This window comes from Kribbella polygonati (assembly GCF_050320105.1).
In the GTDB taxonomy this organism is placed as follows: domain Bacteria; phylum Actinomycetota; class Actinomycetes; order Propionibacteriales; family Kribbellaceae; genus Kribbella.
The window spans coordinates 1,506,833-1,532,829 of sequence record NZ_CP190129.1 but is presented as its reverse complement, the minus strand read 5'-3'; the positions used below and the strand labels follow the sequence as shown (position 1 = coordinate 1,532,829).

The following is a 25,997-nucleotide window of genomic DNA, read 5'->3' as shown; positions in this document are numbered from 1 at the left end:
CTTGGTCCAGCTCGGTAGGGTGGGGCCGTGGAGGTGATCGCACGATGCCGGTGAAGGCTGGCGAACGGCTGGACCCCGAGGCGACCCGGGCCCGGATCCTGAAGGCGGCGGCGGAGGTGTTCGGCCGGCGCGGGATCCACGCGGCCGGGATCAACGAGATCGTCGAGGCGGCCGGAGCGTCGAAGCTCACGATCTACAAGAACTTCGGCTCCAAGGAGGGCCTGGTCGAGGCGGTGCTGACCGACCGCACCCAGCGGGTCCGGGCCTGGCACCACGAGGCCGTCGACGCCGCGCCGCCCGGTCGTGCGCAGGTGCTCGCGGTCTTCGACCTGATCGCGACCTGGTACGCCGAGGCCGGGTTCCGCGGCTGCGCGATGATGAACGCGGCCACCGAGGACCGCGGCCAGGACGGCGCGCCGCGGCGGCTCGCGCGGGACCATCTCCGGTTCTACCGGGAGTTGTTCGAGCGACTGCTGGCCGACGCGCGGGATCCGCGGGCGATCGCGCGGCAGCTGGTCGTCGTACTGGAAGGTGCGACGCTGATCAGCGCGATCGACCAGGACCCCGGGCTGGGCGCGGAGGCGCGGGTCATCGTGGAGACACTGCTCGACGCGGCATTCTGAGCAGTACGACGACACACGCGAAGCCGGTGCCGGCCGCGACCAGGAACGCCGCGGGGTATCCGGCCCGCTCGGCGATCAGGCCTCCGAGCGGACCGGCCGCCATCACGCCGAGGTCCCAGAACGAGGTCATCACGCCCATCGACACGCCCGGCGGGAGTCCGCGCGTCCGGTCGAGCGTCATCGAGACACACGCCGGGTAGATCAGCGCCATCCCGAACCCGGCGAACGCCGTACCCACGAGGGCGAGGGTGGAGGTGGCGGCGCGCGCGATCACCACCAGCGCAACCACCTCCACGGCGACCGTCACCACGGCGACGACACGCCCGCCGTACCGGTCGACCAACGGGCTCCCGGCGAACCGCAGCAGGAGGAAGGCGCCCGCGAACACGCTCAGCGCGAACCCGTCACCCCCGAGGTGCGCGTCCCGCAGCCGCAGCACCAGCAACGCCACCACCGTCCCGTAGCAGTAGGCCGCCAGTCCGATAATTGCCCCTGGCAACGAGACGACGATCCGGATCTTCCCCAGCGGACGCATCCGCCCCGGATCCCGCCGCGTACTCAGCACGAGAAGTACCGACGCCACACACAAACCGACAACCACCCACCAGACCACCCGGCCGACAGCACCTGCCAGTACCGGGCCGGCGGCCAGGCCGCCCCACATGGAGAGGCCGAACCAGCCGGCGAGCTTCCCTCGCTGGGAGGTTCGACTGCCGGACAGGACCCATGGGAGAGCGGCCGAGAACAAGGCGGCCTCGCCGGCACCCATCACCAGCCGCGCCACCAGCAACACCGGCAGATCCGGCGCGAGCAGTTGCCCCAAGCCACCGACCGCGGCCAGCACTCCCCCGGCGATCACCACCGGCCGCGACCACCCCGCATCCGCGAGCCACCCGGCGAACGGCCGCCCGCACGCCGTCGCCAGGAAGGCGATCCCCACCGCGGTCCCACTCGCGAGCGCTCCCCCGCCGAACCTCTCCGGCACGTACGTCGGCAACGCCTGCAACGCCGCCCCGAACGCGAGGTACCCACACAGCACCGCCACCCACAACCGCCGCACCGGAACCGTCATGGACTAGATAGTACTGGTCGTTACCTTCTACTCGCAGCCGCCTTTCCGGAACATATCCGTCACGGAGAGCGGATTTGATTCCGTAAAGCACCGGTCCGGACCGGGATCAGCCCGGCGGGGGACACAACCGTGCGGGGGGTCGCGTCCACGGCGCGGGCGCTGTCCGGGGCGAGCGGAGCCAGGGTGCCGTCGGGGGTGATGTGGGCGAAGATCTGGGCGACCAGGGCGCGGATGTGTGGGTCGTCGACGGTGTAGACGTGGCGCCGGCCGTGCCGGTGGACGGTGATGAGGCCGGCGATCCGCAGCTTGGCGAGGTGCTGGCTGGCGGTGGCCACGCTGACCCCGGCGTGGGCCGCGAGCGTGCCCACGTCGTACTCGAAGTGCGCCGCGAGCCAGACGAGGTGCAGCCGGACCGGCGGCACCAGCAGGCCGAAGGTCCGGGCCGCGGCGGACAGCTGGCGCGCGGTCGGCCCGGGGATCAGGGCCGCCGCACCCCCAGCCTGCACCGCGGGCTCGGACACTGTCATCTCAGTAGATGTTCGACGGGCGGACCATGCCCTCGGCCAGGTCGCCGAAGCCGGGGGCGACGATGGCGCCGGGGTTGCCGAGGATCTCCTCGACCACAGCGGTCTCAGTGGTGATCAGCAGGGCTGCGATCGACGCCGCGCTCTCCAGCGCCGCGCGGGTCACCTTCAGCGGATCCATCACGCCCTGGTCGAACATGTCGTCGTACTGCCCGGTGAGCGCGTTGAACCCGTGCCCCAGCGGCAGATCCGCCACCTTCTTCACCACGTCGTCACCGTCGTATCCGGCGTTGATCGCGATCCACCGCAGCGGCTCGGGCAGCGCCCGCCGGACGACCTCGCGGCCGATCGCGTCGTCACCAGTCAACTCGACGCGAGACACCGCCTCCTGCGCCTGCACCAGCGCCGTACCGCCGCCGGCCACTACACCTTCCTCGACCGCGGCCCGGGTAGCGGCCAGCGAGTCCTCGACCCGGAGCATCCGCTCCTTCAGCTCGACGCTCGTCGCGCCGCCGACCCGGATCACCGCGACCCGCCCCGACAGCCGCGCCATCCGCAGCTGCAGGCTGTCCCGGTCCGCGTCGATCCGCGCCCGCTCGAACTGCGTCTCCAACTGCGCCAGCCGCGCCTCGACCAGTGCGGGATCACCGTGCCCGCCCACGATCGTCGTACTGTTCTCGCTGATCGTGATCCGGTCACACGTCCCCAGGTGCTCCAACGCGACCTCGCCCAGCTCCAGCCCGGTGTCCTGCGCGATCACATGCCCACCCAGCGCGACCGCCAGATCCTCCAGCTCGGCGATCCGCCGGTGCCCGAAGCCGGGCGCCCGTACGACGACCGTCTGCATCGTGCCGTGCATGTTGCCGCCGACCAGGAACTGCAGCGCCGGCCCGGTCACGTCCTCGGCCATCACGACCAGCGGCCGGTCCGCCCGCTTGGCCACCTCGACCGTCGGCATGATGTCCTGCACCTGGTTGATCTTCCGGTTGGTGAGCAGGATGACCGGCCGCTCGTGCACCGCCTCCATCCGCTCCTTGTCGGTGACCATGTACGCCGACGTGTACCCGTGGTCGAACTCGATCCCGTCGACGACCTCGACCGACAGCCCGAGCCCGTCGGACTCCTCGGTGCTGACGATCCCGTTCCGCCCGACCCGTTCGACCGCTTCGGCGATCACCTCGCCGATCGACTCGTCGTCGCCGGCCGCCATCGTGGCGATGTTCCGCAGGTCCTGCCCGCCGCCGACGTCGGCCGCCCACGAGCGCAGCGTCGCCACCACCACCGGTACGGTCTGCTCGATGCCGCGGCGTACCCGCATCGGGTTGGCGCCCTCGTCGACCGCCCGCAGCCCCTCGCGGACCATCGCCTGGGCGAGCACGGTCGCGGTCGTCGTACCGTCGCCGACCACGCCGTTGGTCTTCATCGCGACTTCCTTGACCAGCTGGGCGCCCATGTTCGCGAACGGCTCGCGCAGCTGGATCTCGCGGGCGATCGTCACCCCGTCGTTCGTGATCGTCGGCGGCCCGGTCAGCTTCTCCAGGACGGCGTTGCGGCCCTTCGGACCCAGCGTCACCTTGACGGCGTCGGCCAGGGCGTTCACCCCGGACTCGAGCAGCCGCCGTGCGTCTTCGTTGAACCGTAGTTCCTTGGCCATGATCAGTCAGACCTCTCTTACGGGATCAGGATCGCCCGGCCGCGGACCTGCCCGCGGCCGAGGTCGTCGATCGCCTGCTGGTAGTCGGCGAGCGGGTACTTGCTGGTGTGCAGGGTGACCTGGCCCCGGGCGGCGAGCACCATCAGTTCCTGCAGGTCGGTGTACGAGCCGACCAGGTTCCCGACGAAGTTGATCTCGGTCGAGATGATGTCGATGGTCGGTACGTCGAGGTTCTCGCCGTACCCGACCACGTAGTAGTTGCCGGCCCGCCGCAGCATCGCGACGCCCTCCGCGGTCGCGCCGCCCTCGCCGACGAAGTCGATCACCGCCTGGGCGCCGCCGGTCAGCTCCAGCACCTGCCGTACCTGGGTGCCATCGGCAACAATCCCGTGGTCGGCGCCGATCGCGACGGCGAGCTCCACGGCGGCCGGATTCCGGTCGACGACCACCAGCGTCGCGGCAGACAGCGCCTTCAGCACCTGGATGCCGATGTGTCCGAGCCCGCCGGCGCCGATCATCACGCAGACGTCCCCAGGACGCAGCAGACTCGACGCCTTCCGGACCGCGTGGTACGCCGTGAGTCCCGCGTCCGCGAGCGCCGCGACGTCGGCCGGCTCCAGGCTGTCGTCGATCCGTACGACGCTGCGGGCCGTCGTCCGCAGGTACTCGGCGTACCCGCCGTCGGTGTCGATCCCGGGGAACTGACTGTTCTCGCAGTGCACGTCGTCGCCGAAGCGGCACGCCCGGCACAGCCCGCAGGTGACCAACGGGTGCAGGATCACCTTGTCGCCGGGCTTCACGTTGGTGACGGCGTCGCCGACGGCCTCCACCCAGCCGGCGTTCTCGTGGCCGATCGTGTACGGCAGCGTGACGCCGGACTTCGCCGCCCATTGCCCTTCGAGGATGTGCAGGTCCGTCCGGCACACTCCGGCGCCGCCGACGCGAACGATCACGTCGAGCGGGCCCTCGATCTTCGGCTCCGGTACGTCGGACATCGTCAGATCGGCGTGATAGCCGACCACCTGTACCGCTCTCATGGTGTGTCTCCATACCTCGTAGCCAGCAGTCCACGGCAGAAGTGCGCGTTGCCTTCCATCGAGATCCGCACGGACTTCGCGAACCGCAGCCGCAGCGGTACGTCGTCCGCCGCGAGCGGCCCGCCCTGCTCGTCCACGACCACCGGATCGTCCGGGTGAACACCGAGGCCGATCGCCACCCGCCGCCGGAGCAACGCCTCCTTCTGCGGCCCCTCCGGGACGTCCGCAAGCGTCACCAGCCGCAGACTGTCGACGGTCAGCTCGGTGTCCCGCAGGAGTGCGGCGGCGCACCGCTCCATCGCCGCCAGGTGCGCCTTTTCCCGGAAGATCCGCCGGAGGTCGTCCAGGCTCTCCTCCGCCTCGACGCCGAAGGTGCCGACGTACCCCGCCTCCGCCGCCAGGCCGGCGTTGATCCTGTCCGAGTCGTGGTGGTCGTCCAGCCGCACGACCACGTCGCCGATCCGCTCGACCGTGCGCAGCGCGTCCAGGGCGTCGGACGCCATCAGGTAGGCGAAGTTCGGCGAGCAGAACGACGTCGGCAGCCGCAGGTGCACGGTCACGTCGCCGTCCTGGATCCGGACCGAGCGGACGAAACCGAGGTCGGTGATCGGCTCGTCCAGCTCGGGATCCGCCACCGTCGACAGGGCCGCGAGGACCCTGTCGGACAGCGAGGTGGCGACCGCGATCATGCGACTGCCTCGGCAACCTGCAACTCGGCCGGTACGTCGAGCCCGTACAGCGCGGCCGCGTTCAGGCCGAGGATCTTCTTCTTCTGCGCGGTCGTGATCGGCGCGTACTCGGGCAGGTCGTCCGGGATCTGGAAGTCCACGAACTTCTCCACCAGCCACTTCGGCGTCCACAACGCGTAGTCGCTGGCGAACAGGATCTTGTCCTCGCCGAGCCAGTAGAGCAGCTCGCCGATGATCTGCGCGAAGTACTTCGGCCGCGCGTGGACGAACGGCATCGCGACCGCGAGTCCGCCGTACACGTTGGACTCCTGGGTGGCGATCCAGCAGAAGTCCTCGAGCCGGGGCAGCCCGACGTGCTCGACGACGAAGTTCAGGTCGAGGTAGTCGGTGGCGACCTTGTCGATGTCCGCGACGTCGAACGCGTCCCGGTCCAGCGGCCGGATCGTCGGGCCCTTGTGTACGTGGATGTTCTTGATCCCGAGCTTCAGGCACTCCTCCAGGTACCGGCGCGACCACGGCTCGTCGAGCTTGTAGCCGCGCGAGTCCCCGTGCCACTCGGCGGTGTAGAGCTTGACGCCCTTGAGCCCGAAACGCTCCGCGTCGCGGCGTAGTTGCTCGAGGCCGGCTTCGCCGTTCCGCGGGTCGTACGCGTGGTTGTAGGTGAGCTTGTCCGGGTGTTCGGTCGCCAGCCCGAACGCCTCGTCGGTCTGGCCGAAACCCTTCTTGTAGAAGTCGTTCAGCAGCGTGGCCTGGAAGATCGCGTGGTCGGCGTACCCGTCCTCGAAGACGTCCTTCATCAGCCGCTGGCCGCCGTAGTACGTGTAGGTGTCGTAGTCCCACACCTGCTCTTCGGGGCTCAGGTTCCGGTGGTAGTCGTAGAAGCAGTCGATGAACTGCTTGCCGTGCACGTTCTTCAGGTTCGACTCGCGGCCGTCCCACAGGTGCACGTGCGCGTCGACCACGTAGTACTTCTCGCCGTCCTTCTCGTACATGCGTGCCTCCTAGTGGGCTGTCAGGTCGAAGCCGATGTACTCCGCGGCGTCCTCCGGGCTGGCAAACAGCAAGGTCCGCTCGTCCAGGTGCACCATCCGGCCGTAGTGCGTCGAGCTGATCTCCTCGAACACCGACCCGTCGAAGTCCGAGCCGAGCGCGTCGGTCAGCTCCGCGTAGTCGAAGTCGAGGACGCCGGTACCGTCGACGCGGATCATCGACGGGTACTCGGTCAGCTCGACGCCGTCCTTGCCGCCCATCACGTCCGCGACCACCCGGCCGACCGGCGTGTTCATCAGGGTCACGCCGCACTTGTTGGAGAACTGCGTCTGGGATCCGAACTGCATCGCGGTCACTGGTCCAGCTCCTTCGGGGTGTCGAGCCCGAGCTCGGTGAGCAACGAGCGGAACTTCTGCTTGGCCGCGTCGAAGCTCGACGCGAACGTGACGGCCTTGTCGGCCGGCTGCGACCAGATCGGCTGCAGCGCGTGCGCCGCGTCCAGGCACCGCGGCACCCAGGTCGCCAGCCACTCGCCGAACAGGACCTTGTTGGTCTCGCCGTACGACTCGTCCCGGGTCAGCAGCCGGAACAGGTTCCGCGAGTAGCCGAGGTCGCGGTCGTAGTCGTACTCGCCGGTGCCGACGATCGTCGGCGTGATGTAGTCGCCGTTGCGGGCCGCGATCTGCATCACCAGCTCGCTGCGGAACAGCGAGCCGACGAGCTGCTCGAACACGACGTTCGTCGCGAACAGCAACTCGCACCAGTCCCCGACCGCGGTCAGTCGCTCGACCACCTCACGCGTCGGCTGCCACTCCGGCGCCGACTTCCACACCTCCTGGTGCGCCGCGCCGTCGAACGGTACGTCGGCCTCGCTGAGATCCAGGTTGAACAGCGCGAGGTCCTGCGCGAACCGCAGCTTGTGCGCCGCGTTCACGGCGACCGCGGTGTTGATCATGTTCGTCGGACCGGACCGCTGGACGGCGGTGAACACGTGCAGCCCGAGCCCGTTCTCGGCGTGCATCCACGCCCCGAGGTTGCGTTCGATGAACTTCAGCCAGGCGGAGCTCCACCCGTCGTACGCCCTGGCCCGCTTGGCGTTCTGCAGGCACAGGTCAACCTGCCGGACGACCGCTGAGTTGTTCCGGTAGATGCTCTGGTCCCACTCCTCGTTCGGGTCGAGGAACGCGTGCCAGTTGGACGACTTCGCCGCCGTCCACTCCTTCGGGTAGCCGCCCGGGCCGTCGCCGAAGCCGTAGATCCAGCCCTGGCTCAGGTGCCGATCGGGGTCCGGCTGGACGTCGACCGTGACGTCCTCGTACATCGTCGCCCGCAGCTTCGCCGGCTTGTAGTAGTTGTAGCTGCGGCTGGTCGAGCTGGGGAACTCCAGCGCACCGGCCTCGGAGTCGGTGAACTCGATCCGCGGGAAACTACGTTGCTTGGTCTGTGACATCTCAGGCTCCAGTCGCTGGGCTGGTGAACTTGTCGTAGAAGATCTGGTCCTTCGGTACGTCGTGGTCGTCGAGCAGGGCGAGCGCCGCGTCCACCATCGGCGGCGGCCCGCACAGGTACGTCTCGCACTTGTGCAGCAGCGGCTCCCGGCGTTCGACCACCTCGGTGACGTTGCCGGCCTCGTACCGCGGGTCCGCCGACTCGGACAGGCACGCCACGAACTCGAAGTCGGCGAGACCCGCCCCGAGCTCGCGGATCGCGTCCAGGTAGAACAGGTCGGCCGCCGACCGGGCGCCGTAGTAGAACCGGACCGGCCGGGTGCTGCCGGTCGCGGCGAGGTGCCGCAGGATCGACAGGATCGGCGCCATCCCGGCACCGCCGGCGACGCAGATCACCGGCAGCACGTGCCCGTCCTTCAGGGTGGACGATCCGTACGGACCGGTCATCGAGAGCTCGTCGCCGACCGCCAGTCCGTCGTCCAGCAGCCCGGAGAACCGGCCGCCCGGGTACTTCTTGATCAGGAACTCGATCTCACCCGAAGGTGTCGTCGCCATCGAGAACGACCGGTGCTCGTCGGTCCCCGGGATCGTGAGGTCGACGTACTGCCCGGGCTTGAAGTCGAACTCCTCCGCGGGCTTCAGCCGCAGCGACACGATGTCCCGGGTGACCGGCTCGATCGCGGCCACCGTCGTACCCACGGTCCGGATCGGGATGCCGCCGAGCAGCTCGTCCTCGTCGAAGTTCAGCAGCTCGATCGTGCAGTCGCTGAACGCGTGCGCCTTGCAGAGCAACACGTAGCCCTCGGCAACCTCCGCGTCGTTGCACGCGAACGTCGAGTAGCGCTCCATCTGGATGTCGCCGTCGAGCAGGTAGGACTTGCACGCCGAGCACTGTCCTTCGCGGCAGCCGTGCATCAGGTGGATGCCCTGCCGGAACGCCGCGTCGAGGATCTTCTCGTCCTCGCCGACCTCCATCTCGATCCCGACCGGTTCGAACTGGACGATGTGTTTGTCGGCCACCCGGACCACCTCAGCTCGCGCGGTACGCCGCGACGTGCGCCTCGCGCTCCGCGTCGGTCATCTCGTTCAGCAGCACGTTCGGGCTGTTGAAGGTGTTGCCGCGGACGTCGTCCAGGGTCCACATCTTCTGCGGGTCCAGGTCGAGGTGCGGCTGCCCGATCAGGGTCTTGCCGTCGTCGCGGACGTAGCCGAGGTCGGAGACGATGTCGGCGAGGTCCTTGCCGTGGTGCAGCGTCTCCCACTCGCGGAAGCCGGTCAGCCGGCCCATGTTCGGCGTCGGACGGCCGTCGTACTCGCTCCGGAACGCGACCGCGTCGGTCCAGTAGCAGGTCTCCGAGCAGTACGTCCGCCACTGGTCGTCGACCTTCTCGACCACCATGTCCTCGTGGATCAGCGCCGGCACCATGCAGGTCCAGCAGCGGTGCGGGTACTGGTAGCCGACGTCCTCGAACGCGATCGGCTTGTTCCGGCCCGGGTACGCGAGCCGGTTGTAGTTCTCCCACCACTTGCCGTACTTCGAGTACCAGCCCGGGTACTTGTCCTCGAACCACTCGAAGTCCTTGTCGGTCATCGCGTCGATCCGCCAGTAGTTCACCGGCCACCCGGTGGCGAAGAACCGCGCGACCTCATGCACGTAGCCCTTGTTCGTGATCCGGTTCCACGCCTCCTCCACCAGGTCGTGCGGAATCGTGAGCCCGTACTTCTCCAGCGGCAGCAGGTAGCTGCGGTAGTAGTCGTCGTAGATCCACCGCCGCCACATCTCCGCATAGCTCTCCCGATCCTTGCGGCGGTCCTTCGTGCCGTACTCGATGAACGTGCCGATCGCGGCGTCCACGACGCAGTGGTTGTTCCACCACGCGTACCGCAGGTCGCGCTCCAGCAGCGGCCGGTTGCGCTCGTCGGCGAGCGCCATCAGCAGGATCGAGTACCCGTTGCTGATGTGCCGCGACTCGTCGGACTGCACCGAGTGGAACACGGTCGGCAGCAGGTAGTCGCCGTTCGCGGCCGCCTCGTCGGGCATCGCGACGAACAGCGTGTTGGTGAACGCGGTCTCCGCGACCACCGTGAGGTAGATGTTCGCGGCCGTGATCGCGTCGCCGGTGATGAACCCCTCGCCGAACTGCCGGCCGATGGTGCCCGCGTAGTTGTTCGCGAACGCCTTCTCGGTCATGTCGAAGCCGGCCGGGTCGATGTAGTTGTTCATGTACAGCCGCTTGAGGTTCATCTGGATCGTCGAGTGCCGGACCTCGTCGATCATCTGCACGGCGAGCCCGTTGTGGATCTCCGGGTTCGGGACCGCGTCGATCGCCATCGGCATCGCCCGCGCCGCGGAGATCTCCGGGAACGGGATGATGCTCAGGAACAGCTTCTGCCACTCCAGCCAGCGCTGCTGGACCTGGCGGAACATGTTGCCGCGGATCGCGCCGTCCATGGCGCCGTACACGCGGTTGTCCTTCTCCTCCTCCATCGGGAAGTACGACCGCATGATCTGCTTCAGCGGGTCCTTCTTCGGCGCCTTCTCGAACGTGTAGTCGGTGCCGAACCGGGTCGCCGGGGTCGCGAAGGTCGGCTCCCACGAGAGCTCGGTGATCTTCGCGTGGGCCTTGGTGAGACTTTGCCTGCTCATGTGCCTGCCTCCAGGGGTCGGGCTGATTGCAGGAATGAAAGCCGGACCGCCCGGGCGCTGCTGTCTCAATGTGAGATACCGGTCACACCGATGCCGGACTACCTTGGTCGGTGTTGGCTGGGTGATCCGTCGATCGAGGAGGTGCACGATGTCGCTTCGCGAGTCGATCCTGCAGTCCTGGCAGCGGTCGGAGGCGTCGCTGGTCGACGTCGACCAGCCCTCCCCGGCGTACATCTCCGGCATCGACGTCGACACCACGCTCACCCGGGCGGCCCGCCCGGTCATCGACGCGCTCGCCTCGGAGCTCACCAACGAGCCGGTCTGCATCATCCTGACCGATGCCAAGGGCATCGTCCTGGACCGCCGCGGCGGCGACCCGGCGCTGATCCGCCGCCTGGACGCGGTCGACCTCTCCCCCGGCTTCACGTACTCCGAGTCCGAGGTCGGCACCAACGGGATCGGTACGGCGCTCGAGGTCGGCGGCCCGATCCTCGTGCTCGGACCTGAGCACTACACCGGTGTACTGCGCGGATTCGCCTGCGCCGGCGCACCGATCACGCACCCGGTCACCGGCGGGCAGCTCGGCGTCCTGGACATCACCACCCAGGCGCGGAACTCGAACGCCGTCCTGCTGTCGTTCGCGAAACTCGCCGCCCGGCGGATCCAGGAGCGGATCATCGAGGAGGCCAACGCGCTCGACCAGGCGTTGCTGAGCGACTACTACGCGGCCTGCCGGCACACCGGCGGCTCGGTGATCGCGCTCGGCGAAGAGGTGTTCATGATCAACGCCCACGCCCAGGCGCACTTCGACTCGGTCGACCAGGCCGCGCTGATCGACCGGACCCGGGACGCCCGCGGCGGCACCCGCCCGTGCACGTTCATCGCGGACCTGCCCAGCGGGTTCACCGCGCGGCTCGCGTACCAGCCGACGTTCCTCGGCAACCGGCTCGCGGGCGGCATCGTCCAGGTCCGGGAACACCGCTCGGGGCTCCGGAGCTCCGCGGCCCGGGTGCCGACCTTGCCCGGCGTGATCGGTACCAGCGCGCTCTGGCGGCACACCACGCAGGAGGTCCTCGAATCCGCCGGCCGTTCGGAGTGGATCGTCGCCGAAGGTGAGACCGGCACCGGCAAGCTGACGCTGTTGCGGGCCGTCCACAACTACTCGCGCCCGGGCAACCGGCTGGTCATCCTCGACGCGGACGATCCCGAGGTCGTCAACGCCGCGACCACCGAGCTCGAAGCAGGTTCGGACCTCGTACTGCGGCACGCGCACCTGCTGTCCACCGAGGACATCCACGCGCTGGTCGACGTACTGCAGACCGTCCGGGACAGCCTGTCCGACGAGCCGTGGATCGCGTTGACCGTGATCACGGGGCAGTCCGACGCGCAGGACGAGCTCGATACCCAACTGCTGCGGTTCTTCCCGCGTACGGTCGCCGTCCCGCCGCTGCGGCACCACCTCGACGACGTACAGGCGCTCGTACCGCATCTGCTCGCGCGCACCGGGGTCGCGGGCGTGACGTTGTCGCAGGCCGCGGTGAGTCAGCTGATGCGGTTGCCGTGGCCGGGCAACGTCACGCATCTGCGGACGGTCCTGGGCGAGGTAGCGCGGCGGCGCCGGTCCGGCGTCGTCGAGCTGGACGGGCTGCCCGCCGAGTGCCGGGCGTCGACGCGCCGGCACCTGACCCGGCTGGAGGCACTCGAGCGGGACGCGATCGTCGACGCGCTGGCCGCGCACCAGGGCGACAAGGCGGCGGCCGCGCTGGCGCTCGGGATGTCGCGCGCGACGATCTACCGGAAGATCCGCGACTACGCGATCGTCACCTGAGCTCGTCCTTCAGCACGACCTCGCAGTCGTAGTGCTGGGACGCCGTCATCGTGCCGCGGAACCAGAGCAGCGGGATTCGCTGCGGGTCGCCCGGCGCGACGATCGGGCGGAGGTTGTCGACCGGTGAGTTCTCGGTGACCGGCGTCCACGTCCACGTTGCGCCGCCGTCCGCCGTACGGGCGTGGAAGATCTCGTGGTGCTTGAGGGCAGTGCCGTCGCGCGGGTCGATCGGTGTGGAGACGTACAGCGAGTCGACGTCGTACGGGTCGATCGCGACCAGGCCGGTGTAGTCGTTCTCATGCGGCAGCAGGCCGTGGCCGGCCTTCGCCAGCTGGTGCACTGTCCAGGTGCCGTCCGTCAGGCGCCCGTAGAAGAAGCGGTGGTCGGGGACGGGATGCTGCCGGGCGTAGGTGTCCTCCGGGCGTTCCGGAGTGTCGTGCCGCGCGAGCATGACGGCCGCGACCGTACCGTCAGCTGCGTTGCGGAGGTCGACGGTCCAGCAGTGCGTCATCGGCTCGCCGTCCCAGACCGAGTCCGCCTGGAGGACCGTGGTCAGCTCGACCTGCGACGGCGCGTCGGCGTCGAGCGCCTTCTCGTCGACGACGATGCCGTCGGAGCGGTGCAGCGCGCCGACTGCGAGATACCCGTGGTAGATCGAGTTGTTGTAGTCCCGCGGGTGGTGGTCCGTGGTGATCAGGTCGATGCGTTCGGGCGTTGACGTGTAGCGCGTGTAGCCGTTGACGTAACCCACCTTCGGGCGGGTGAAGAGCTTGCCGGCGTACGTCCAGGTGTCGCCCTCGTCGTCGGACACCAGCGCGCACGGGTCGTCGTTCACCGCCCGCGCGAAGCAGTAGAGGCGGCCGTCGAGCTCGTGCAGGTTCGAGTAAGTGACCCCGCGCCCGCCGGTGTGCTCGCTCCAGTCGAACGTCCGCTCCGGTCCCCAGGCCCGCGGGTCGCCCGGCTCGCTCACCCGCCAGCGGGTCAGGTCGTCGGTCTTGTGCTTCGTGTAGACGGCCAGCCAGCGGCCGTCCGTACGCCGCCACAACGCCGGCACGTTGTGGTCGTCCGCCTCGAACCGATCGTGCAGTACGACGACGTCCGTCGTACCGGTGCGCAGCTCGACGACCGTCAGCTCGACGTTCCCGGCCCGCCCCGCACCGCCGGGGCCTTCGGGCGCGGCGATCGACCCGACGACGAGTACGCCGTTGTCCGGGTCGACCACCGCCCGCTCGTCCTGGAACCAGCACCACGCACCGTTGTCATTGATCACCTGTGCCATGGCACCTCAGTCTGGCAGGGATCGACGCCTCCGGGTAAGCGTTTGCCAGTATCTGGTCAGGCGAGACCGAAGCCGCCCGTCCACGGGGTCTTCTCGGCGACCGCGAGGGTGAGCTGCAGGAAGCCGACCGCCTCGAGCTCGCGGGCACGCCGCAGCGAGCCGGCATCGACGGCGCGCAGGCCACCCGCGGAGACGATCCCGGCCAGCAGCGCCTTGGCGTCCGCGTCGTCGCCCGCGATCAGGACCGTGGTCGGGACCTCGCCGGCCTTGCCGGTGGCGACCGTCGCCGCGAAGTTCGTGTTGAACGCCTTGAGGACCTTGGAGTCCGGGAGCTTGGCGGCCAGCTCGGCCGCCGCGGAACCGTCGGCGGCGACGGTCAGCGAGTCGAAGGTCTCGAAGTTCAGCGGGTTGCTGATGTCGACCACGACCTTGCCGGCCAGCTGATCCGCACGCTCCGCGAGGATCTGCTCGTACGCCGGGTACGGCGTCGCGAGGATCACGACCTCGCCGGTGACCGCCTTGTCCTTGTCACTGGAGTTGAACAGCTCGACGGTGTTGCCGCCTTTGGCGACCACCGCGGAGATCGCCTGGCCCATGGTGCCGCTGCCGATGATGCTGACGTGCGTCATGCTTCGCGCTCCTTTGGTTGTAGCTTCAACCATCACGATAGCGCTTTATAGTTGTAGCTACAACAATTAGGATGTTGTCGTGAGCACACGATGGCTGGACGACGCCGAGATGACCGCCTGGCTACGCCTGGTCGGCGTGGTCGAACTGCTCCCCGGCGTCCTCGACACGCAGCTGCGTCGGGACGCCGAGCTGACCCACTACGAGTACTACGTGCTCGCGATGCTGTCCGAGGCACCGAAGCGGACGCTGCGGATGACCGCGCTCGCGCAACGGACGAACGCGACACTCCCCCGGCTGTCGCATGTGGTGAAGCGGCTCGAGGACCGCGGTCTGATCGAGCGGTTCCCCTGTCCGGAGGACGCCCGCGCTACCAACGCCCGGCTCACCGCGGCCGGCTGGAAGAAGATCAGGGCGACCGCTCCCGGCCATGTCGAAACCGTCCGTCAGCACGTCATCGACGCGCTCACCCCGGAGCAGGTCACCCAACTCGCCGACATCGCCGGCGCCATCCTCGAGGCCGTCGACCCCGACGGCGACCTCAGCGCGGTCTATCGGCGCTGATCTCCAGCAGGACCTTCGATGCGACGGTCCGATCGGAGGCCAGGTCGAACGCCGCGACCGCCTCCTCGAGCGGGAACGTGTGGGTGACGACCGGCTCGACGTACAGGCCCGCCGCCAGCCACTCGATCGCGGTGTCGAACTCGTGGTCGAACCGGAACGCCCCGGTCAGCGTGAGCTCCCGCGTCATCAGCAACGCCCCCGGGAAACCCGTGTCGCCGGGCGGCAACGACCCCACCTGTACGACGGTGCCGCCGCGACGTACCCGCTCCACACAGGTCCGCAACCCGCTGGCCGTACCGGACGCCTCGATCGCTACGTCGATCTCGTCCGGCCATTCGGTCGCGTCCGCGCGGACCGTCGCCGTCGCGCCGACCTCGGTCGCCAACGCCAGCGGGGTCTCGTGCAGGTCGGTCGCGATGATCTCCCGCGCCCCCGCCTGCCGGAGCGCGGCCACCACCAGCAGACCGATCGGCCCGGCTCCGGTGACCAGCACCTTCTTACCGTCCACAGCCCCGTCACCGGCCCGCCGTACGGCGTGGATCGCCACCGACAACGGCTCCGCCAGCACGGCCCGCCGGAGCTCGAGCCCGTCCGGCAGCACCCGCACCTGGTCGGCCGGGAGGATCAGCTCGTGGACGAACCCGCCCTGGATGTGCGGCGTCCGCGCGGCGCTGCCGAGATAGTTGCTGAAGGCACAGATGTTCCGCCGGTCCTGCAGGCACTCCGGGCATTTCCCGCAGGGCGTCGCCGGATGCACGCCGACCGGCGTACCGGCCGGAAGGTCCCCCGCACTCACCCACCCGGCCACCTCGTGCCCGAGCACCAGCGGCTGCTCGATCCGGAAGTTCCCGACACCGCCGTCGCGGTAGTAGTGCAGGTCCGTCCCGCAGATCCCGCCGTACGCGATCCGCACCGCCACCTCCCCGGCCGCCGGCTCGACCGCCGCCCGCCCCTCGACCCGCAGATCCCCAGCACCGTGCACCACACACGCGTCCACCCGGCCATCACCCCTGCAGCTCATCGCGATTCGAGGACTTGCTTCAGCCTAGCCAGGTCCTTCGTGTTCGCGCGCCGCATCGCCGCCACCATCAGCGGCGCGGCGACTCCGGCGAACCCACTCGGCTCGCCACGGTTCCTCAACGTCATGCGGGTGCTGCTCTCACTCGCCGGCGACCATTCGTAGCTCGTCTCCATCGGGAACGGGCCTTGCGCGGTCCGCATCACCAGCCGGCGGCCGGGAACCAGCTCGACGACCTCGTACGTGTAGGCAAGCCGCCGGCCGAGGAAGTGCGCGATGAAGTCCATCCGCGACCCGACGGCGATCGGCGGCTCGGTCCGCCAGTTCACCGACTCGATGTTCGAGTACCACCGCGGCGCGTTGGACGGATCTCCGGCGTACCCGGCCACCACCTCGACCGGACGCTCGATCACCGTCTCGGTCAGCACGTCGACAGCCATGCGAACGACTCTACGGCCGGGTACCGAGCTATTTACAGGCTGTGGGCGGGCGGCGATCCTCGGTCTCAGGGGATGGGGGTGGGGACCGGTGTCCGAAGTGCAGGTGGACCGGCGCCCGTGGTGGCGCTTCTGGCAGGGCCGTCCGGGCAGTACACCGGGCTCGAGGGTCTCGGCCGTCTACGCCGTGGAGGTGACGGCGATCGCGGGCGGCCTGCTCGCGACCATCGCGTACGCCGCGGCCGGGTCGAACGCGAGCTTGCCCGTCGTGTCCGCGTCGGCGATGATCGCGGTCGCCGCGCTGGGCAGCGGCGTCCTGGCCGGCATCCTCTTCGGCGTACCGCGGACGACTACGACCACCGGGAACGACAAGCCGGCGGTCGGCGCGGTGGGGGCGAACACCAACCTCGAACAGATCTCCGACTGGCTGACGAAGATCCTCGTCGGCGTCGGGCTCACGCAGTTCGTGGCCATCAAACACCAGGCAACGCAGCTCTTCCACGCGCTGGCCCCCGCGCTGGGCAACGGCAACGGACGGGAGTCCTTCGCGGGCAGCGTGGTGATCTACTTCTTCGTCGTCGGCTTCCTGAGCGGCTGGCTGTACGCACGACTCCGCCTCGGCCTGCTGATGAGCAACACCGACGCCCTCCTCGAACTGGCCCGCCGCGCAGACCGCGCGGGCGACACCGAAACCGCCCAAACCGCCCGCGAACGAGCCAACAACCAACTGGCCCTCGCCACCGAAGCTCAGTCCACGGTCCGCCAGCCCCGGCGCCTCACCGACACACAAGCCTTCGCCGCACCGGACGTCGCGCAACTGTTCAACGAAGGCACCCCCGCCAGCCGCATGGCCGCCCTCGCCCTGATGGAGACCGACCTGCGGTTGGCCGACTTCCCGTCGGTCCTGAACGCGATCCAGAGCCCGCGCTCGACCTCCGAGCAGTACCACGCACTGACGGTCGCGAACCTCATGGCCACATCACTCGCTGCCGACGATCGGTCCCGGCTGCAGCAGGCGCTAGAGTCCGACGACGTCCGCAGCCAATGGCAAGGCGACACCAGCCGCGCCGACCTCGCCGCCACCATCCTTGCGACCCTCGCATCTGGTTGAGCATGTATCGCGGCGACCGCTGACGACTCCGACCACGTAAGGGGGAGTTGTCATGAGCAACACAGTTCGACCGGGACGCCGTCGGTCCGCCCGACGCACGATCACCGGAATCAACATCGCCGAAGCCGTCGTCGCGCTGCCGTTCCTGATCGCGTCGTACGGCCTCGCGGAACGCCTCGTCGCCGCCCAGGAACTCGCCGGACCACACCAGGTCGCGAGCCGGTCGGTCGCGCACGTCGCGATCACCCTCAACATGAGCCTACTGATCGTCGGCGCCGCCGCCGGCATGGTCGGCAGCGTGATCCACCAGAGCATGGCGTTCGCCCGCAGCAGTACGCCGGGCCACCAGGTGAGCTGGTACGTAATGCGCCCACCGTGGTCCGCACTCCTCGGCTCGGTCTCGGTGATCGCGGTGAACACCGGCCTCCTGAGCATCGGCGACCAGACCACGTCCAGCGCAGCAGTCGCCGTACTGGTACTGACCGGCTGCCTGGCCGGCCTGTTCACCGACCAGTTCCTGACTCGTCTGCGCCGGACCCTCCGGTCCCGCTCCACCTGACCCACGACCTGCGGAACCGGTGCTGGCCGGCTATCTGAAGTCGCGGGACTTGGTGCGGGCTGCCAGCGGGAGGCGTTGAAGGTGTTCGGCGGAGAGGTTGGTTACTTCACCGGCGCGTTCGACGCGGCCGCGGATGATGAGGGCGGCGGCGTTGCGGGCCACGGCGGCGTGATGGTGCCAGCAGCCCACGGTGATCACGATGTTCGCCATGCCGGTCTCGTCCTCGAGGTTCATGAACGTGACACCGGACGCGGTCGCGGGGCGCTGGCGGTGCGTGACGACGCCGGCGACCCGGACCCGGGCGCCGTTCGGGGCCTCGCGGAGCTGGGCGGCGGACAGGATTCCTTCGGCGCGGAGCTGTTCGCGGACGCGTTCCATCGGGTGGCTCGTGGTGGTGATCGCGGTCGACCACAGGTCCGCCATGTCCGCCTCGACGTCGCTCATCCCGGGCAGGGTCGGCGGCGGACCGGCCGCGCTGATCCCGGCCAGCCGGCCCGGGCGTTCCTCGGCGGCGCGGCCGGCTTCCCAGAGCGCCTGCCGCCGGTCCAGCCCGAAGCACTCGAACGCCCCCGCGGTCGCCAGCGCCTCGACCTGCGCCGCGGTGATCCCGGTCCGCCGGACCAGGTCGGCCATCTCGGCGTACGGCCCGCCGCGGTCCCGTTCCTCGACGATCAGCTTCGCGCCCTTCTCCCCCACCGTACGTACCTCGGCCAGCCCGAGCCGGACCGCGAACGCCCCGTCCCGCCGGTGCACGGTGGCGTCGAACGGCGCCTTCGGATCGAACGGCCCGACCGGCGGCTGCGGATCCGCCAGGCACGCGTCGAGCCCGGTCGGCCCGGTCAGCTGCTGCCCGTCGACGAGCAGCTCCAGCCCCGCGTCGACACCGGACAGCTGCAGCTGCGGACGCCGTACTTCGACCCCGTGCCGGCGGGCGTCCGCGACCAGGGACTGCGGCGAGTAGAACCCCATCGGCTGCGCCCGGAGCAGCGCGGCGAGGAACGCGGCCGGGTAGTGCAGCCGCAGCCAGGTGCTGGAGTACACGAGCAGCGCGAAGCTGATCGAGTGCGACTCGGCGAACCCGAAGTTCGCGAACGCCTCGATCTTGGCGTAGATCTCGTCGGCCAGCTCGCCGGTGATCCCGTTGCCCGCCATCCCGGCGTACAGCTTGTCCTTCAGTGACGAGATCCGTTCGATGCCACGCTTCGAGCCCATCGCGCGGCGCAGCAGGTCGGCCTCGTCGCCGTCGATCTCGCCGACCGCCATCGCCATCTGCATCAGCTGCTCCTGGAACAGCGGCACGCCCATGGTCCGCTCGAGCACCGGCCGCAGCTTGTCGTGCAGGTAGGTGACCGGCTCCTCCCCGGTCCGGCGGCGGATGTACGGATGCACGGCGCCACCCTGGATCGGGCCGGGCCGGATCAGCGCGATCTCGGTGACCAGGTCGTAGAACTTCCGCGGTTTCAGCCGCGGCAGCGTCGCCATCTGGGCCCGGGACTCGACCTGGAACACGCCCACCGAGTCCGCCCGGCAGAGCTGGTCGTAGACGCCGGCCTCCTCGCGCGGGATCGTGTGCAGCTCCCAGCCCTCGCCGATCTGCTCACGGACCATGTCCAGGCAGTACTGCAGCGCGGCCAGCATGCCGAGCCCGAGCAGGTCGAACTTCACCAGCCCCATCCACGCGCAGTCGTCCTTGTCCCACTGCAGGACCGTGCGGTTCTCCATCCGGGCGTGCTCGATCGGCACCACCTCGCCGACCGGCCGCTCGGTCAGCACCATCCCGCCGGAGTGGATCCCCAGGTGCCGCGGGAACTTCAGCAGCTCGCTCGCCATCGCCACCACCTGCGGCGGGATGTCGTGCTCGGTCGAGGTGATCTCGGGGCTCCAGCCGTCCACCTGTTTGGACCAGGCGTCCTGCTGGCCGACCGAGTACCCGAGGGCCTTCGCCATGTCCCGGACGGCGGACTTCGGGCGGTACGAGATCACGTTCGCCACCTGGGCCGCGTTGTGCCGGCCGTACTTCTCGTAGACATGCTGGATCACCTCCTCGCGGCGCCCGGAGTCGAAGTCGACGTCGATGTCCGGCTCCTCGGCGCGCGTCGTCGCCAGGAACCGCTCGAACGGCAGGTTGTAGAGAATGCTGTCCACCGCGGTGATCCCGAGCGCGTAGCAGACCGCGGAGTTCGCCGCGGATCCCCTGCCCTGGCAGAGGATCCCGTTGTCCCGGGCGAACCGGACGATGTCCTCGACGATCAGGAAGTACCCCGGGAACTCCTTCTCCGCGATCACCGCCAGCTCCCGGTCCAGCCGCTCGTACGCGTCCGGCCGTTGCGCGGGCGTCCCGTACCGCCGGGCGGCACCTTCGAGCGTCAGCTTCCGCAACCACGACATCGGCGTCTCGCCGTCCGGTACGTCGCGCAGCGGCAGCTTCGGCTTCGCCCGCGCCAGGTCGAACGCGAGCTGGTCTGCGAGCGTCACGGTCCGCGCCACCGCCCCGTCGTACCGCTGGAAGCGGGTGGTCAGCTCCGCGCCGGACCGCACGAACGCCATCCCGCTCGACGGCAGCCAGCCGTCCATCGCGTCCAGGTCGCGCCGGGCCCGGACGGCGGCCAGCGCGGACGCCAGCCGGTACTGCGCCGGGGTCGCGTAGTGAACGTTGTTCGTGGCAACTACCGGCAGGCCGTGGTCGGCGGCCAGCCCGGCGAGGATCCGGTTCCGGGTGGTGTCGGCGGGCAGGTGGTGGTCGATCAGCTCGACGACCACCCGGTCCTTGCCGAACAGCGCGGTCAGCCGGTCCAGCTCGCGGCTGGCCGCGGCCGGACCGTCGGCCTGTCCACCGAGCTCGAGCGCCTGCCGGACCAGCCCCTTGCGGCAGCCGGTGAGGATCACCCAGTGGTCACGACCCTTGTCGGCCAACCGCTCCAGCGAGTAGACCGGCTTGCCCTTCTCCCCGCCCTTCAGCTGCGCCTCGGTGATCTCCCCGGCGAGTTTGTGGTACCCCTCCTGCCCCTCGGCCAGCACCAGCAGGTGACTGCCCTCCGGATCGGCCACCCCGTTCTGCGGACCGGTCAGCTCGAGGGACAGCTCCGCCCCGAACACGGTGGGCAACGAGTACGCCGCGGCAGCCTCGGCGAACCGCGCCGCGCCGTAGAACCCGTCGTGATCGGTCAACGCCAGCGCATGCAGCCCCTGCTTGACCCCCGCCTCGACCAGGTCCTCCGGCTGCGAGGCCCCGTCCAGGAACGAGAAGTTCGAATGCACATGCAGCTCCGCATACGGCACCGCATGCTCCGGCCGCCGCACCGGCTCCGGCACATACGGCCCCCGATGCTGCGACCACGCCGGACTGTCCCCCCCATCAGCCGTCACCGGCCGCCCACCATGACTCCCCGGCCGCGACCGATCCGACAACCTCCGCTCCAACTCCGACCACTTGATCGGAGGGTTGTTGTACCCCATCGCCCGCTCACCTCCCGTCACCAGAAATTAGAACATATGTTCCCTTAGACCGTGAACCCCGCCCCCCATGAGGCAGACTGGGGTGGGTGAGCATGTTCAAACGACGGCGCCGGCCACCTGCCGGACTGGCGGCCGAGGCGGCCCGGAATCCGGGTGGGTGGGTCTACGAGATCGACGGGGAGTGGGTCGACGATCCGGACGGTTATGTACCGATCGAGGCGATTCGTGGGGGCTGGCGGGTCGACGACGCGGGCGAACTCACCGGTGAGTTCGTTGCGAACAAACAGCACGGGCGCCCCCGGGACGACTTCGAGTTGCTCACCAAGCCCGATCACTGGCTCGACTGGCTGGGAGATCGGCCCGCGCGAGCGGTGCGCGACCGGATCGAGGAGTTGCTGGCGGAGCAGGTCGACGGGGCCAAGGTCGAGTGGTTGAAGGTCACCAAGGAGCCGACGTTCGTCACGGGCGGCAAGCCGCTGGCCGATGATCCGGGCAAGGCGCAGGTGGTGCGGACCGGCCTTGCCATGGAGTTCGCGCTGTCGGTGGTGCGGCCGGACGGGCGGCGGGACGTCCTGACGGGGGTGTTCAGCCTGGCCGTGGCCAGGATGGACGAGCCGCAGGCGCATGAGCAGTCCTGGCTCGATCTGGGCGAAACCATCGATCATGCCGGACCACTCCTCGAGGAGCGACTACTCTCCCTCGGCTGAGGTCTGTCCCGCCTGAAAACCGGTTGACCGGCGGGGCTGCGACGCTGGTACCGTTCCGTCGTCCGTGACACGACTGTTGGAGGTGAGGCCCCGATGAGCGTTGTAGCGCTGTGGGTGCTCACCCCTCTCGTGGTCACGGGCGGGCGATTGACGTAGGTGTCGTCGGGAGTGCCCTGAGAAGCTCCCGAAGGGATAACACCTATGAACACTTCGCCTTTCCGTCCGGGTCTCCGGGCGGTGACTGTCTCGCAGGTCGCGGGCAACCAATGGCATGCGGTCCGGAACGATCGGACCGTCGGGCGCGGGTACGCGTCGCGGCGGCTCGACGGACGGACCTTTCTCAGCATCGACAGCTGGCAGGACTCGGTCTTCGACCGGCTCGCCGCGGTCATGCTGGCCAACCAGCCGGAACCGGTGTACACGGTGGTCGACGAGGCCGATCGTGAGCTCGCGGCCGGCTGGCAACGCGCGGGATTCGCGGTCTGGCGTCGCGAGTCCGAGTACGTCGTACCCGGCCGCCTCCCGGTGACTGTGCCCGGCGAAGTCACGATCACCACCGCCGACGAGGCGCCGTTGCGGGAGCTGGACCGGGCGATCCGCGCCGAGGTCGAGGCCGGCCCCGGCTGGCACACGATGCCGGCGGAAGTCCTGCCCTGGCAGGGCGGAACGCGTCCGCTCGACCCGGCGAGGTACACCGTGGCGATCCGCGACGGCCGGTACGCCGGGATGATCCGGCTGGCGACGCACACCAGGCGCCCGCGGATCGGGCTCGTCGCCGTCCTGGCCGCCGAACGCCGGCACGGCATCGCCCGGGCCCTCCTGAGCCACGCCCTCCGCGACACCGCCGAAGCCACCGCGGAGGTCGACGAGACCAACACGGCCGCGCTGGCGTTGTTCGACGACATCGGCCGGCGCACCGGCCGGAGTCTCGAGCTGATCAGCGGGAGGGCCTGACCATGCCCAGAGCAGCAGGCGGTATCGAGGTCGAGGGCACCGTCGTCGAGTGCCTCCGGAACGCGACCTTCCGGGTCCAGCTCGGTAACGGTCACAAGGTGCTCGCGCACATCAGTGGCAAGATCCGGAAGAACTACATCAAGATCGTCCTCGAGGACCGCGTCCTGGTGGAACTCAGCCCCTACGACCTGGATCGGGGCCGGATCATCTTCCGGTACCGGAACTGAGGAACTGTCACCCATCACACACACCTCCTGTCTCGATCAAGACTAGAACATGTGTTCGATCAGGCGTTAATCTGAAAACATGCTTGGTCGGTTCACGGTTCGCCCGTCCGACGACGGATCCAACAGGTTCGGCGTCTGGGACGGTGCGGTCAACGGGTGGCGTGCAACAGGGATCGACGACGAGGCGGAGGCGTACGAAGTCGCCTTCGACCTCGACGTCCAGTACGACGCCCACGGCCCCCGGGCCGCGGACGCCGTCCGGCGGATCGACCCCAGCCAGCCGGTGGAGCGGGCCACCTGGTCCACCGGCGAGCTGGAGGTCTGGATCCGGCACAACGGCGAATGGCTCGGCAAGTTCCGGGACAAGAACGGCGAACTCGCCTGGGTCCCCGGCAAGGACCTCCGCCCGCTCTAGCCGCCCGGTTTGGGCTTCGGGGTTTTCTTGTCCGGCGGCGTCTTCGGCGGGTTCGGGTTGCCGATCATCTTCTTCGGCGGGGCGACGAAACGCTCGACCGGGAGGCCGCGGAGCGCGCCCTGCATGGCGGACTCCCAGAGCGGGCCGGCGGTGCCGGAGCCGGTCGGGTCGTGGATGGGGTCGCCGTTCAGGGTCTGGTTCATCAGGTTCCGGTACGGCGGGCTCGCGTCGGCGACGACCGCGGCGGCGGCCAGGTTCGGCGTGTACCCGGAGAACCACACAGCCAGGTTCTGCTGGATCGTGCCGGTCTTCCCGCCCATGTCGCGGGTGCCGAACCGCAGGTGGCCGCCGGTACCGCCCGGCATCATCACCTGGCTCAGCACCCGGTTCACGCCGTCGGCGACCTGCTTCGACAGCACCTGCTTGCAGTCGAACCCGGGCCCCGGCACCGGCCGCCCGGCCTTGTCCCGCACCGACGTGACGACCAGCGGCTTGCAGTACGTCCCGCGCGCGGCGAACGTCGCGTACGCGTTCGACAGCATCAGCGGCGTCACGTACCCGACGCCCAGGGTCATCGACACGACCTGTTCGAGCGGCTCGCCGGTCTGCGCGTTGTACATCCCGAGCTTGCCCGCGACCTTGCCGATCGCGCACAGCCCGGTCCGCTCCGACAGTTGCAGGAAGTACGTGTTGGTCGAGAACCGGGCCGCCTCGACCATGGTCAGGTCGCCGCTGTGCGTCGAGTTCTTCGGCTGGTACGTCGGGTCGCGGGTCCAGCCCGTGCAGGTCCGGAACTTCTTGTTCCGCAGGTCGATCTGCTGCGGCGAGTTGATCCGGTAGTCCATCGGGATGCCCTTGGCCAGCGCGGCCGCGATCGTGAACGCCTTCATCGTCGAGCCGTTCTGGAACCCGCCGTACCCGCCGGCGTACGACTTCTCGACGTTGTAGTTGTAGTTCGTCTGGTGCCGCCCGTTGCCGTACGGCTTGCTCTGAACCATCGCCTTCACCAGCCCGGTACCCGGCTGGACGATCGTGATCGCGGCGATCGAGGAGTCCGTGGCCTGGCTGTGCCGGTCGATGGACGCCTGCGCGGCGGCCTGGATCGCCGGGTCGATCGAGGTCCGGATCAGCAGCCCGCCGGTCTTCAGGTAGTGGTCGCGGTCCTTCGCGGTCGCGCCGAGCGCCGGATTCGCGAGCAGCTTCGAGACCACGTAGTCGCAGTAGAACGGGTACCGCGAGTTCGCGCAGCCGTTCGGCACCGGCTCGACCAGCGAGAGGTCGATCGGCGTCCGGAGCGCCTCGTTCGCCTGGTGCACGGTGATCACGCCGAGCTCGAGCATCCGTTTGATCACCACGTCCCGGCGGGCGCGGGCGCGGGCCGGGTTGTTGGCCGGGTTGTACCCGGTCGGGTTCTTCACGATGCCGGCGAGCAGCGCGGCCTGCGGCAGCGTGAGCTTGTCGGCGGTGGTCCGGAAGTAGTGCTGCGCGGCGGTCTGGACTCCGTACGTGCCGGCGCCGAAGTTCGCCAGGTTCAGGTACTTCTCCAGGATCTCGTCCTTGGAGTACTCGCTCTCGACCGCGATCGCGTACCGCAGCTCGGTGATCTTCCGCTCGTACGACACCTCGGTCGCCTTGGCCCGCTCGGTCGCGGTCCTCGCCTTCTCGACCAGGCTCATCTTGACGAACTGCTGGGTGATGCTGGACCCGCCCTGCTGCACCTCGCCACCGGTCTGGTTGCGGACCATCGCCCGCAGCGTGCCCTTCAGGTCCAGCGCGCCGTGCTCGTAGAACCTGGAGTCCTCGATCGCGACCATCGCCTTGCGCATGATCGGTGCGACCGCGCTCAGCCGGACCGGTACCCGGTTCTGCTCGTACAGCGTCGCGATCAGCGTGCCGTCCGCGGCCAGGATCCGGCTGCGGACGGCGGGCGCGTCACTCTCGAATTCCCTGGGCAGGTTCTGGACCGTGGCCGCGACCTGTGCCGAGCCCTGCCCGGCGAAGCCCGCGAACGGGATCGCCAGTCCGGCCGCGAGCGCGCCCGACAGCGCGCTCACGCCGATGAACATGATCACCGACCGAGCCCAGTTGCGACCGCCCCTCTCGGCACGCATTACCCCAGGGTAGACGACCG

General features: G+C 69.2%; 25 protein-coding genes. 9 read left to right on the top strand and 16 right to left on the bottom strand.

All coding sequences use genetic code 11. From position 1 onward, the window contains the following. Positions 1 to 44 precede the first annotated feature (44 nt). The gene (locus tag ACQHIV_RS07215) at positions 45 to 623 is read left to right on the top strand and encodes a TetR/AcrR family transcriptional regulator (protein WP_427892677.1); all 579 of its coding nucleotides are present in this window, start codon (positions 45 to 47) and stop codon (positions 621 to 623) included. Here the strand turns inward: ACQHIV_RS07215 and ACQHIV_RS07210 are convergent. From ACQHIV_RS07210 to ACQHIV_RS07165, 10 genes are read right to left on the bottom strand one after another with little or no spacing between them, the layout of a single operon-like run. Further along, complete coding sequence (locus ACQHIV_RS07210; protein ID WP_427892676.1) at positions 589 to 1,695, bottom strand: MFS transporter; 1,107 nt, start codon at positions 1,693 to 1,695, stop codon at positions 589 to 591. The genes ACQHIV_RS07215 and ACQHIV_RS07210 overlap by 35 nt on opposite strands. Before the next feature lie 59 nt (positions 1,696 to 1,754). Beyond that, complete coding sequence (locus ACQHIV_RS07205; protein WP_427892675.1) at positions 1,755 to 2,222, bottom strand: ArsR/SmtB family transcription factor; 468 nt, start codon at positions 2,220 to 2,222, stop codon at positions 1,755 to 1,757. A gap of 1 nt (position 2,223) precedes the next feature. Continuing rightward, the gene (gene groL / locus ACQHIV_RS07200; RefSeq protein ID WP_427892674.1) at positions 2,224 to 3,873 is read right to left on the bottom strand and encodes a chaperonin GroEL; all 1,650 of its coding nucleotides are present in this window, start codon (positions 3,871 to 3,873) and stop codon (positions 2,224 to 2,226) included. Positions 3,874 to 3,890: 17 nt separating this feature from the next. Further along, the gene (locus ACQHIV_RS07195) at positions 3,891 to 4,910 is read right to left on the bottom strand and encodes an NAD(P)-dependent alcohol dehydrogenase (RefSeq protein WP_427892673.1); all 1,020 of its coding nucleotides are present in this window, start codon (positions 4,908 to 4,910) and stop codon (positions 3,891 to 3,893) included. Continuing rightward, on the bottom strand, positions 4,907 to 5,599 hold the full coding sequence (locus ACQHIV_RS07190; RefSeq protein ID WP_427892672.1) for an iron-sulfur cluster assembly protein: 693 nt from the start codon (positions 5,597 to 5,599) through the stop codon (positions 4,907 to 4,909). Before ACQHIV_RS07190 ends, ACQHIV_RS07195 begins: the two co-directional genes overlap by 4 nt. Continuing rightward, positions 5,596 to 6,591 (bottom strand): amidohydrolase family protein, encoded by a 996-nt coding sequence (locus ACQHIV_RS07185; RefSeq protein ID WP_427892671.1) that lies wholly within the window; start codon positions 6,589 to 6,591, stop codon positions 5,596 to 5,598. The genes ACQHIV_RS07190 and ACQHIV_RS07185 overlap by 4 nt, the downstream gene beginning before the upstream one ends. A gap of 9 nt (positions 6,592 to 6,600) precedes the next feature. Beyond that, the gene (gene mimD / locus ACQHIV_RS07180; protein ID WP_427896420.1) at positions 6,601 to 6,936 is read right to left on the bottom strand and encodes a propane 2-monooxygenase effector subunit MimD; all 336 of its coding nucleotides are present in this window, start codon (positions 6,934 to 6,936) and stop codon (positions 6,601 to 6,603) included. Positions 6,937 to 6,941: 5 nt separating this feature from the next. Continuing rightward, positions 6,942 to 8,039, bottom strand: a complete 1,098-nt coding sequence (locus ACQHIV_RS07175; RefSeq protein WP_427892670.1) for an aromatic/alkene monooxygenase hydroxylase subunit beta — start codon at positions 8,037 to 8,039, stop codon at positions 6,942 to 6,944. A 1-nt stretch (position 8,040) separates the two neighbouring features. After that, complete coding sequence (locus tag ACQHIV_RS07170; protein WP_427892669.1) at positions 8,041 to 9,057, bottom strand: FAD-binding oxidoreductase; 1,017 nt, start codon at positions 9,055 to 9,057, stop codon at positions 8,041 to 8,043. A gap of 10 nt (positions 9,058 to 9,067) precedes the next feature. Further along, positions 9,068 to 10,684 carry a hypothetical protein gene (locus tag ACQHIV_RS07165; RefSeq protein ID WP_427892668.1) on the bottom strand — a complete coding sequence of 539 codons (1,617 nt, stop codon included), beginning with the start codon at positions 10,682 to 10,684 and terminating at the stop codon, positions 9,068 to 9,070. Positions 10,685 to 10,832: 148 nt separating this feature from the next. Between ACQHIV_RS07165 and ACQHIV_RS07160 the strand changes: the two genes are divergently transcribed. Further along, positions 10,833 to 12,512 (top strand): sigma-54-dependent Fis family transcriptional regulator, encoded by a 1,680-nt coding sequence (locus ACQHIV_RS07160; protein WP_427892667.1) that lies wholly within the window; start codon positions 10,833 to 10,835, stop codon positions 12,510 to 12,512. On the opposite strand, the gene ACQHIV_RS07155 is transcribed toward ACQHIV_RS07160, so the two are convergent. Together ACQHIV_RS07155 and ACQHIV_RS07150 are read right to left on the bottom strand one after the other, a co-directional pair. Next, a complete protein-coding gene (locus ACQHIV_RS07155; RefSeq protein WP_427892666.1) occupies positions 12,505 to 13,791 on the bottom strand; it encodes a BNR-4 repeat-containing protein in 1,287 nt (428 codons plus the stop codon). The genes ACQHIV_RS07160 and ACQHIV_RS07155 overlap by 8 nt on opposite strands. Before the next feature lie 56 nt (positions 13,792 to 13,847). Beyond that, the gene (locus ACQHIV_RS07150) at positions 13,848 to 14,420 is read right to left on the bottom strand and encodes an NADPH-dependent F420 reductase (protein WP_427892665.1); all 573 of its coding nucleotides are present in this window, start codon (positions 14,418 to 14,420) and stop codon (positions 13,848 to 13,850) included. Between the two features lie 79 nt (positions 14,421 to 14,499). Here ACQHIV_RS07150 and ACQHIV_RS07145 point away from each other — a divergent pair, with 79 nt between their 5' ends. After that, positions 14,500 to 14,982, top strand: a complete 483-nt coding sequence (locus ACQHIV_RS07145; protein WP_427892664.1) for a MarR family winged helix-turn-helix transcriptional regulator — start codon at positions 14,500 to 14,502, stop codon at positions 14,980 to 14,982. On the opposite strand, the gene ACQHIV_RS07140 is transcribed toward ACQHIV_RS07145, so the two are convergent. Then, positions 14,960 to 15,979, bottom strand: coding sequence for an L-idonate 5-dehydrogenase (locus tag ACQHIV_RS07140; RefSeq protein ID WP_427892663.1), 1,020 nt, complete (start codon positions 15,977 to 15,979; stop codon positions 14,960 to 14,962). The two genes, ACQHIV_RS07145 and ACQHIV_RS07140, sit on opposite strands and share 23 nt — an antisense overlap. A 20-nt stretch (positions 15,980 to 15,999) precedes the next feature. Continuing rightward, positions 16,000 to 16,440, bottom strand: coding sequence for an SRPBCC family protein (locus ACQHIV_RS07135; protein WP_427892662.1), 441 nt, complete (start codon positions 16,438 to 16,440; stop codon positions 16,000 to 16,002). A gap of 88 nt (positions 16,441 to 16,528) precedes the next feature. Here ACQHIV_RS07135 and ACQHIV_RS07130 point away from each other — a divergent pair, with 88 nt between their 5' ends. Next, positions 16,529 to 17,548 (top strand): hypothetical protein, encoded by a 1,020-nt coding sequence (locus ACQHIV_RS07130; RefSeq protein ID WP_427892661.1) that lies wholly within the window; start codon positions 16,529 to 16,531, stop codon positions 17,546 to 17,548. Between the two features lie 52 nt (positions 17,549 to 17,600). Next, positions 17,601 to 18,107 carry a hypothetical protein gene (locus ACQHIV_RS07125; RefSeq protein WP_427892660.1) on the top strand — a complete coding sequence of 169 codons (507 nt, stop codon included), beginning with the start codon at positions 17,601 to 17,603 and terminating at the stop codon, positions 18,105 to 18,107. Positions 18,108 to 18,137: 30 nt separating this feature from the next. Here the strand turns inward: ACQHIV_RS07125 and ACQHIV_RS07120 are convergent, their stop codons facing one another. Beyond that, entirely contained in the window at positions 18,138 to 21,563 is a 3,426-nt protein-coding gene (locus ACQHIV_RS07120; RefSeq protein WP_427892659.1) for an error-prone DNA polymerase, read from the bottom strand. 92 nt (positions 21,564 to 21,655) lie between these two features. On the opposite strand from ACQHIV_RS07120, the gene ACQHIV_RS07115 reads away from it, so the two are divergent. From ACQHIV_RS07115 to ACQHIV_RS07100, 4 genes are all read left to right on the top strand, one after another. After that, positions 21,656 to 22,270, top strand: coding sequence for a hypothetical protein (locus ACQHIV_RS07115; protein WP_427892658.1), 615 nt, complete (start codon positions 21,656 to 21,658; stop codon positions 22,268 to 22,270). Between the two features lie 201 nt (positions 22,271 to 22,471). Then, entirely contained in the window at positions 22,472 to 23,224 is a 753-nt protein-coding gene (locus ACQHIV_RS07110; RefSeq protein WP_427892657.1) for a GNAT family N-acetyltransferase, read from the top strand. A 2-nt stretch (positions 23,225 to 23,226) separates the two neighbouring features. Beyond that, positions 23,227 to 23,451 carry a translation initiation factor IF-1 gene (gene infA, locus ACQHIV_RS07105; RefSeq protein WP_427892656.1) on the top strand — a complete coding sequence of 75 codons (225 nt, stop codon included), beginning with the start codon at positions 23,227 to 23,229 and terminating at the stop codon, positions 23,449 to 23,451. Positions 23,452 to 23,530: 79 nt separating this feature from the next. Then, the gene (locus ACQHIV_RS07100; protein WP_427892655.1) at positions 23,531 to 23,866 is read left to right on the top strand and encodes a hypothetical protein; all 336 of its coding nucleotides are present in this window, start codon (positions 23,531 to 23,533) and stop codon (positions 23,864 to 23,866) included. Here ACQHIV_RS07100 and ACQHIV_RS07095 read toward each other — a convergent pair. Continuing rightward, entirely contained in the window at positions 23,863 to 25,977 is a 2,115-nt protein-coding gene (locus ACQHIV_RS07095; protein WP_427892654.1) for a transglycosylase domain-containing protein, read from the bottom strand. The two genes, ACQHIV_RS07100 and ACQHIV_RS07095, sit on opposite strands and share 4 nt — an antisense overlap. Positions 25,978 to 25,997: the final 20 nt, after the last annotated feature.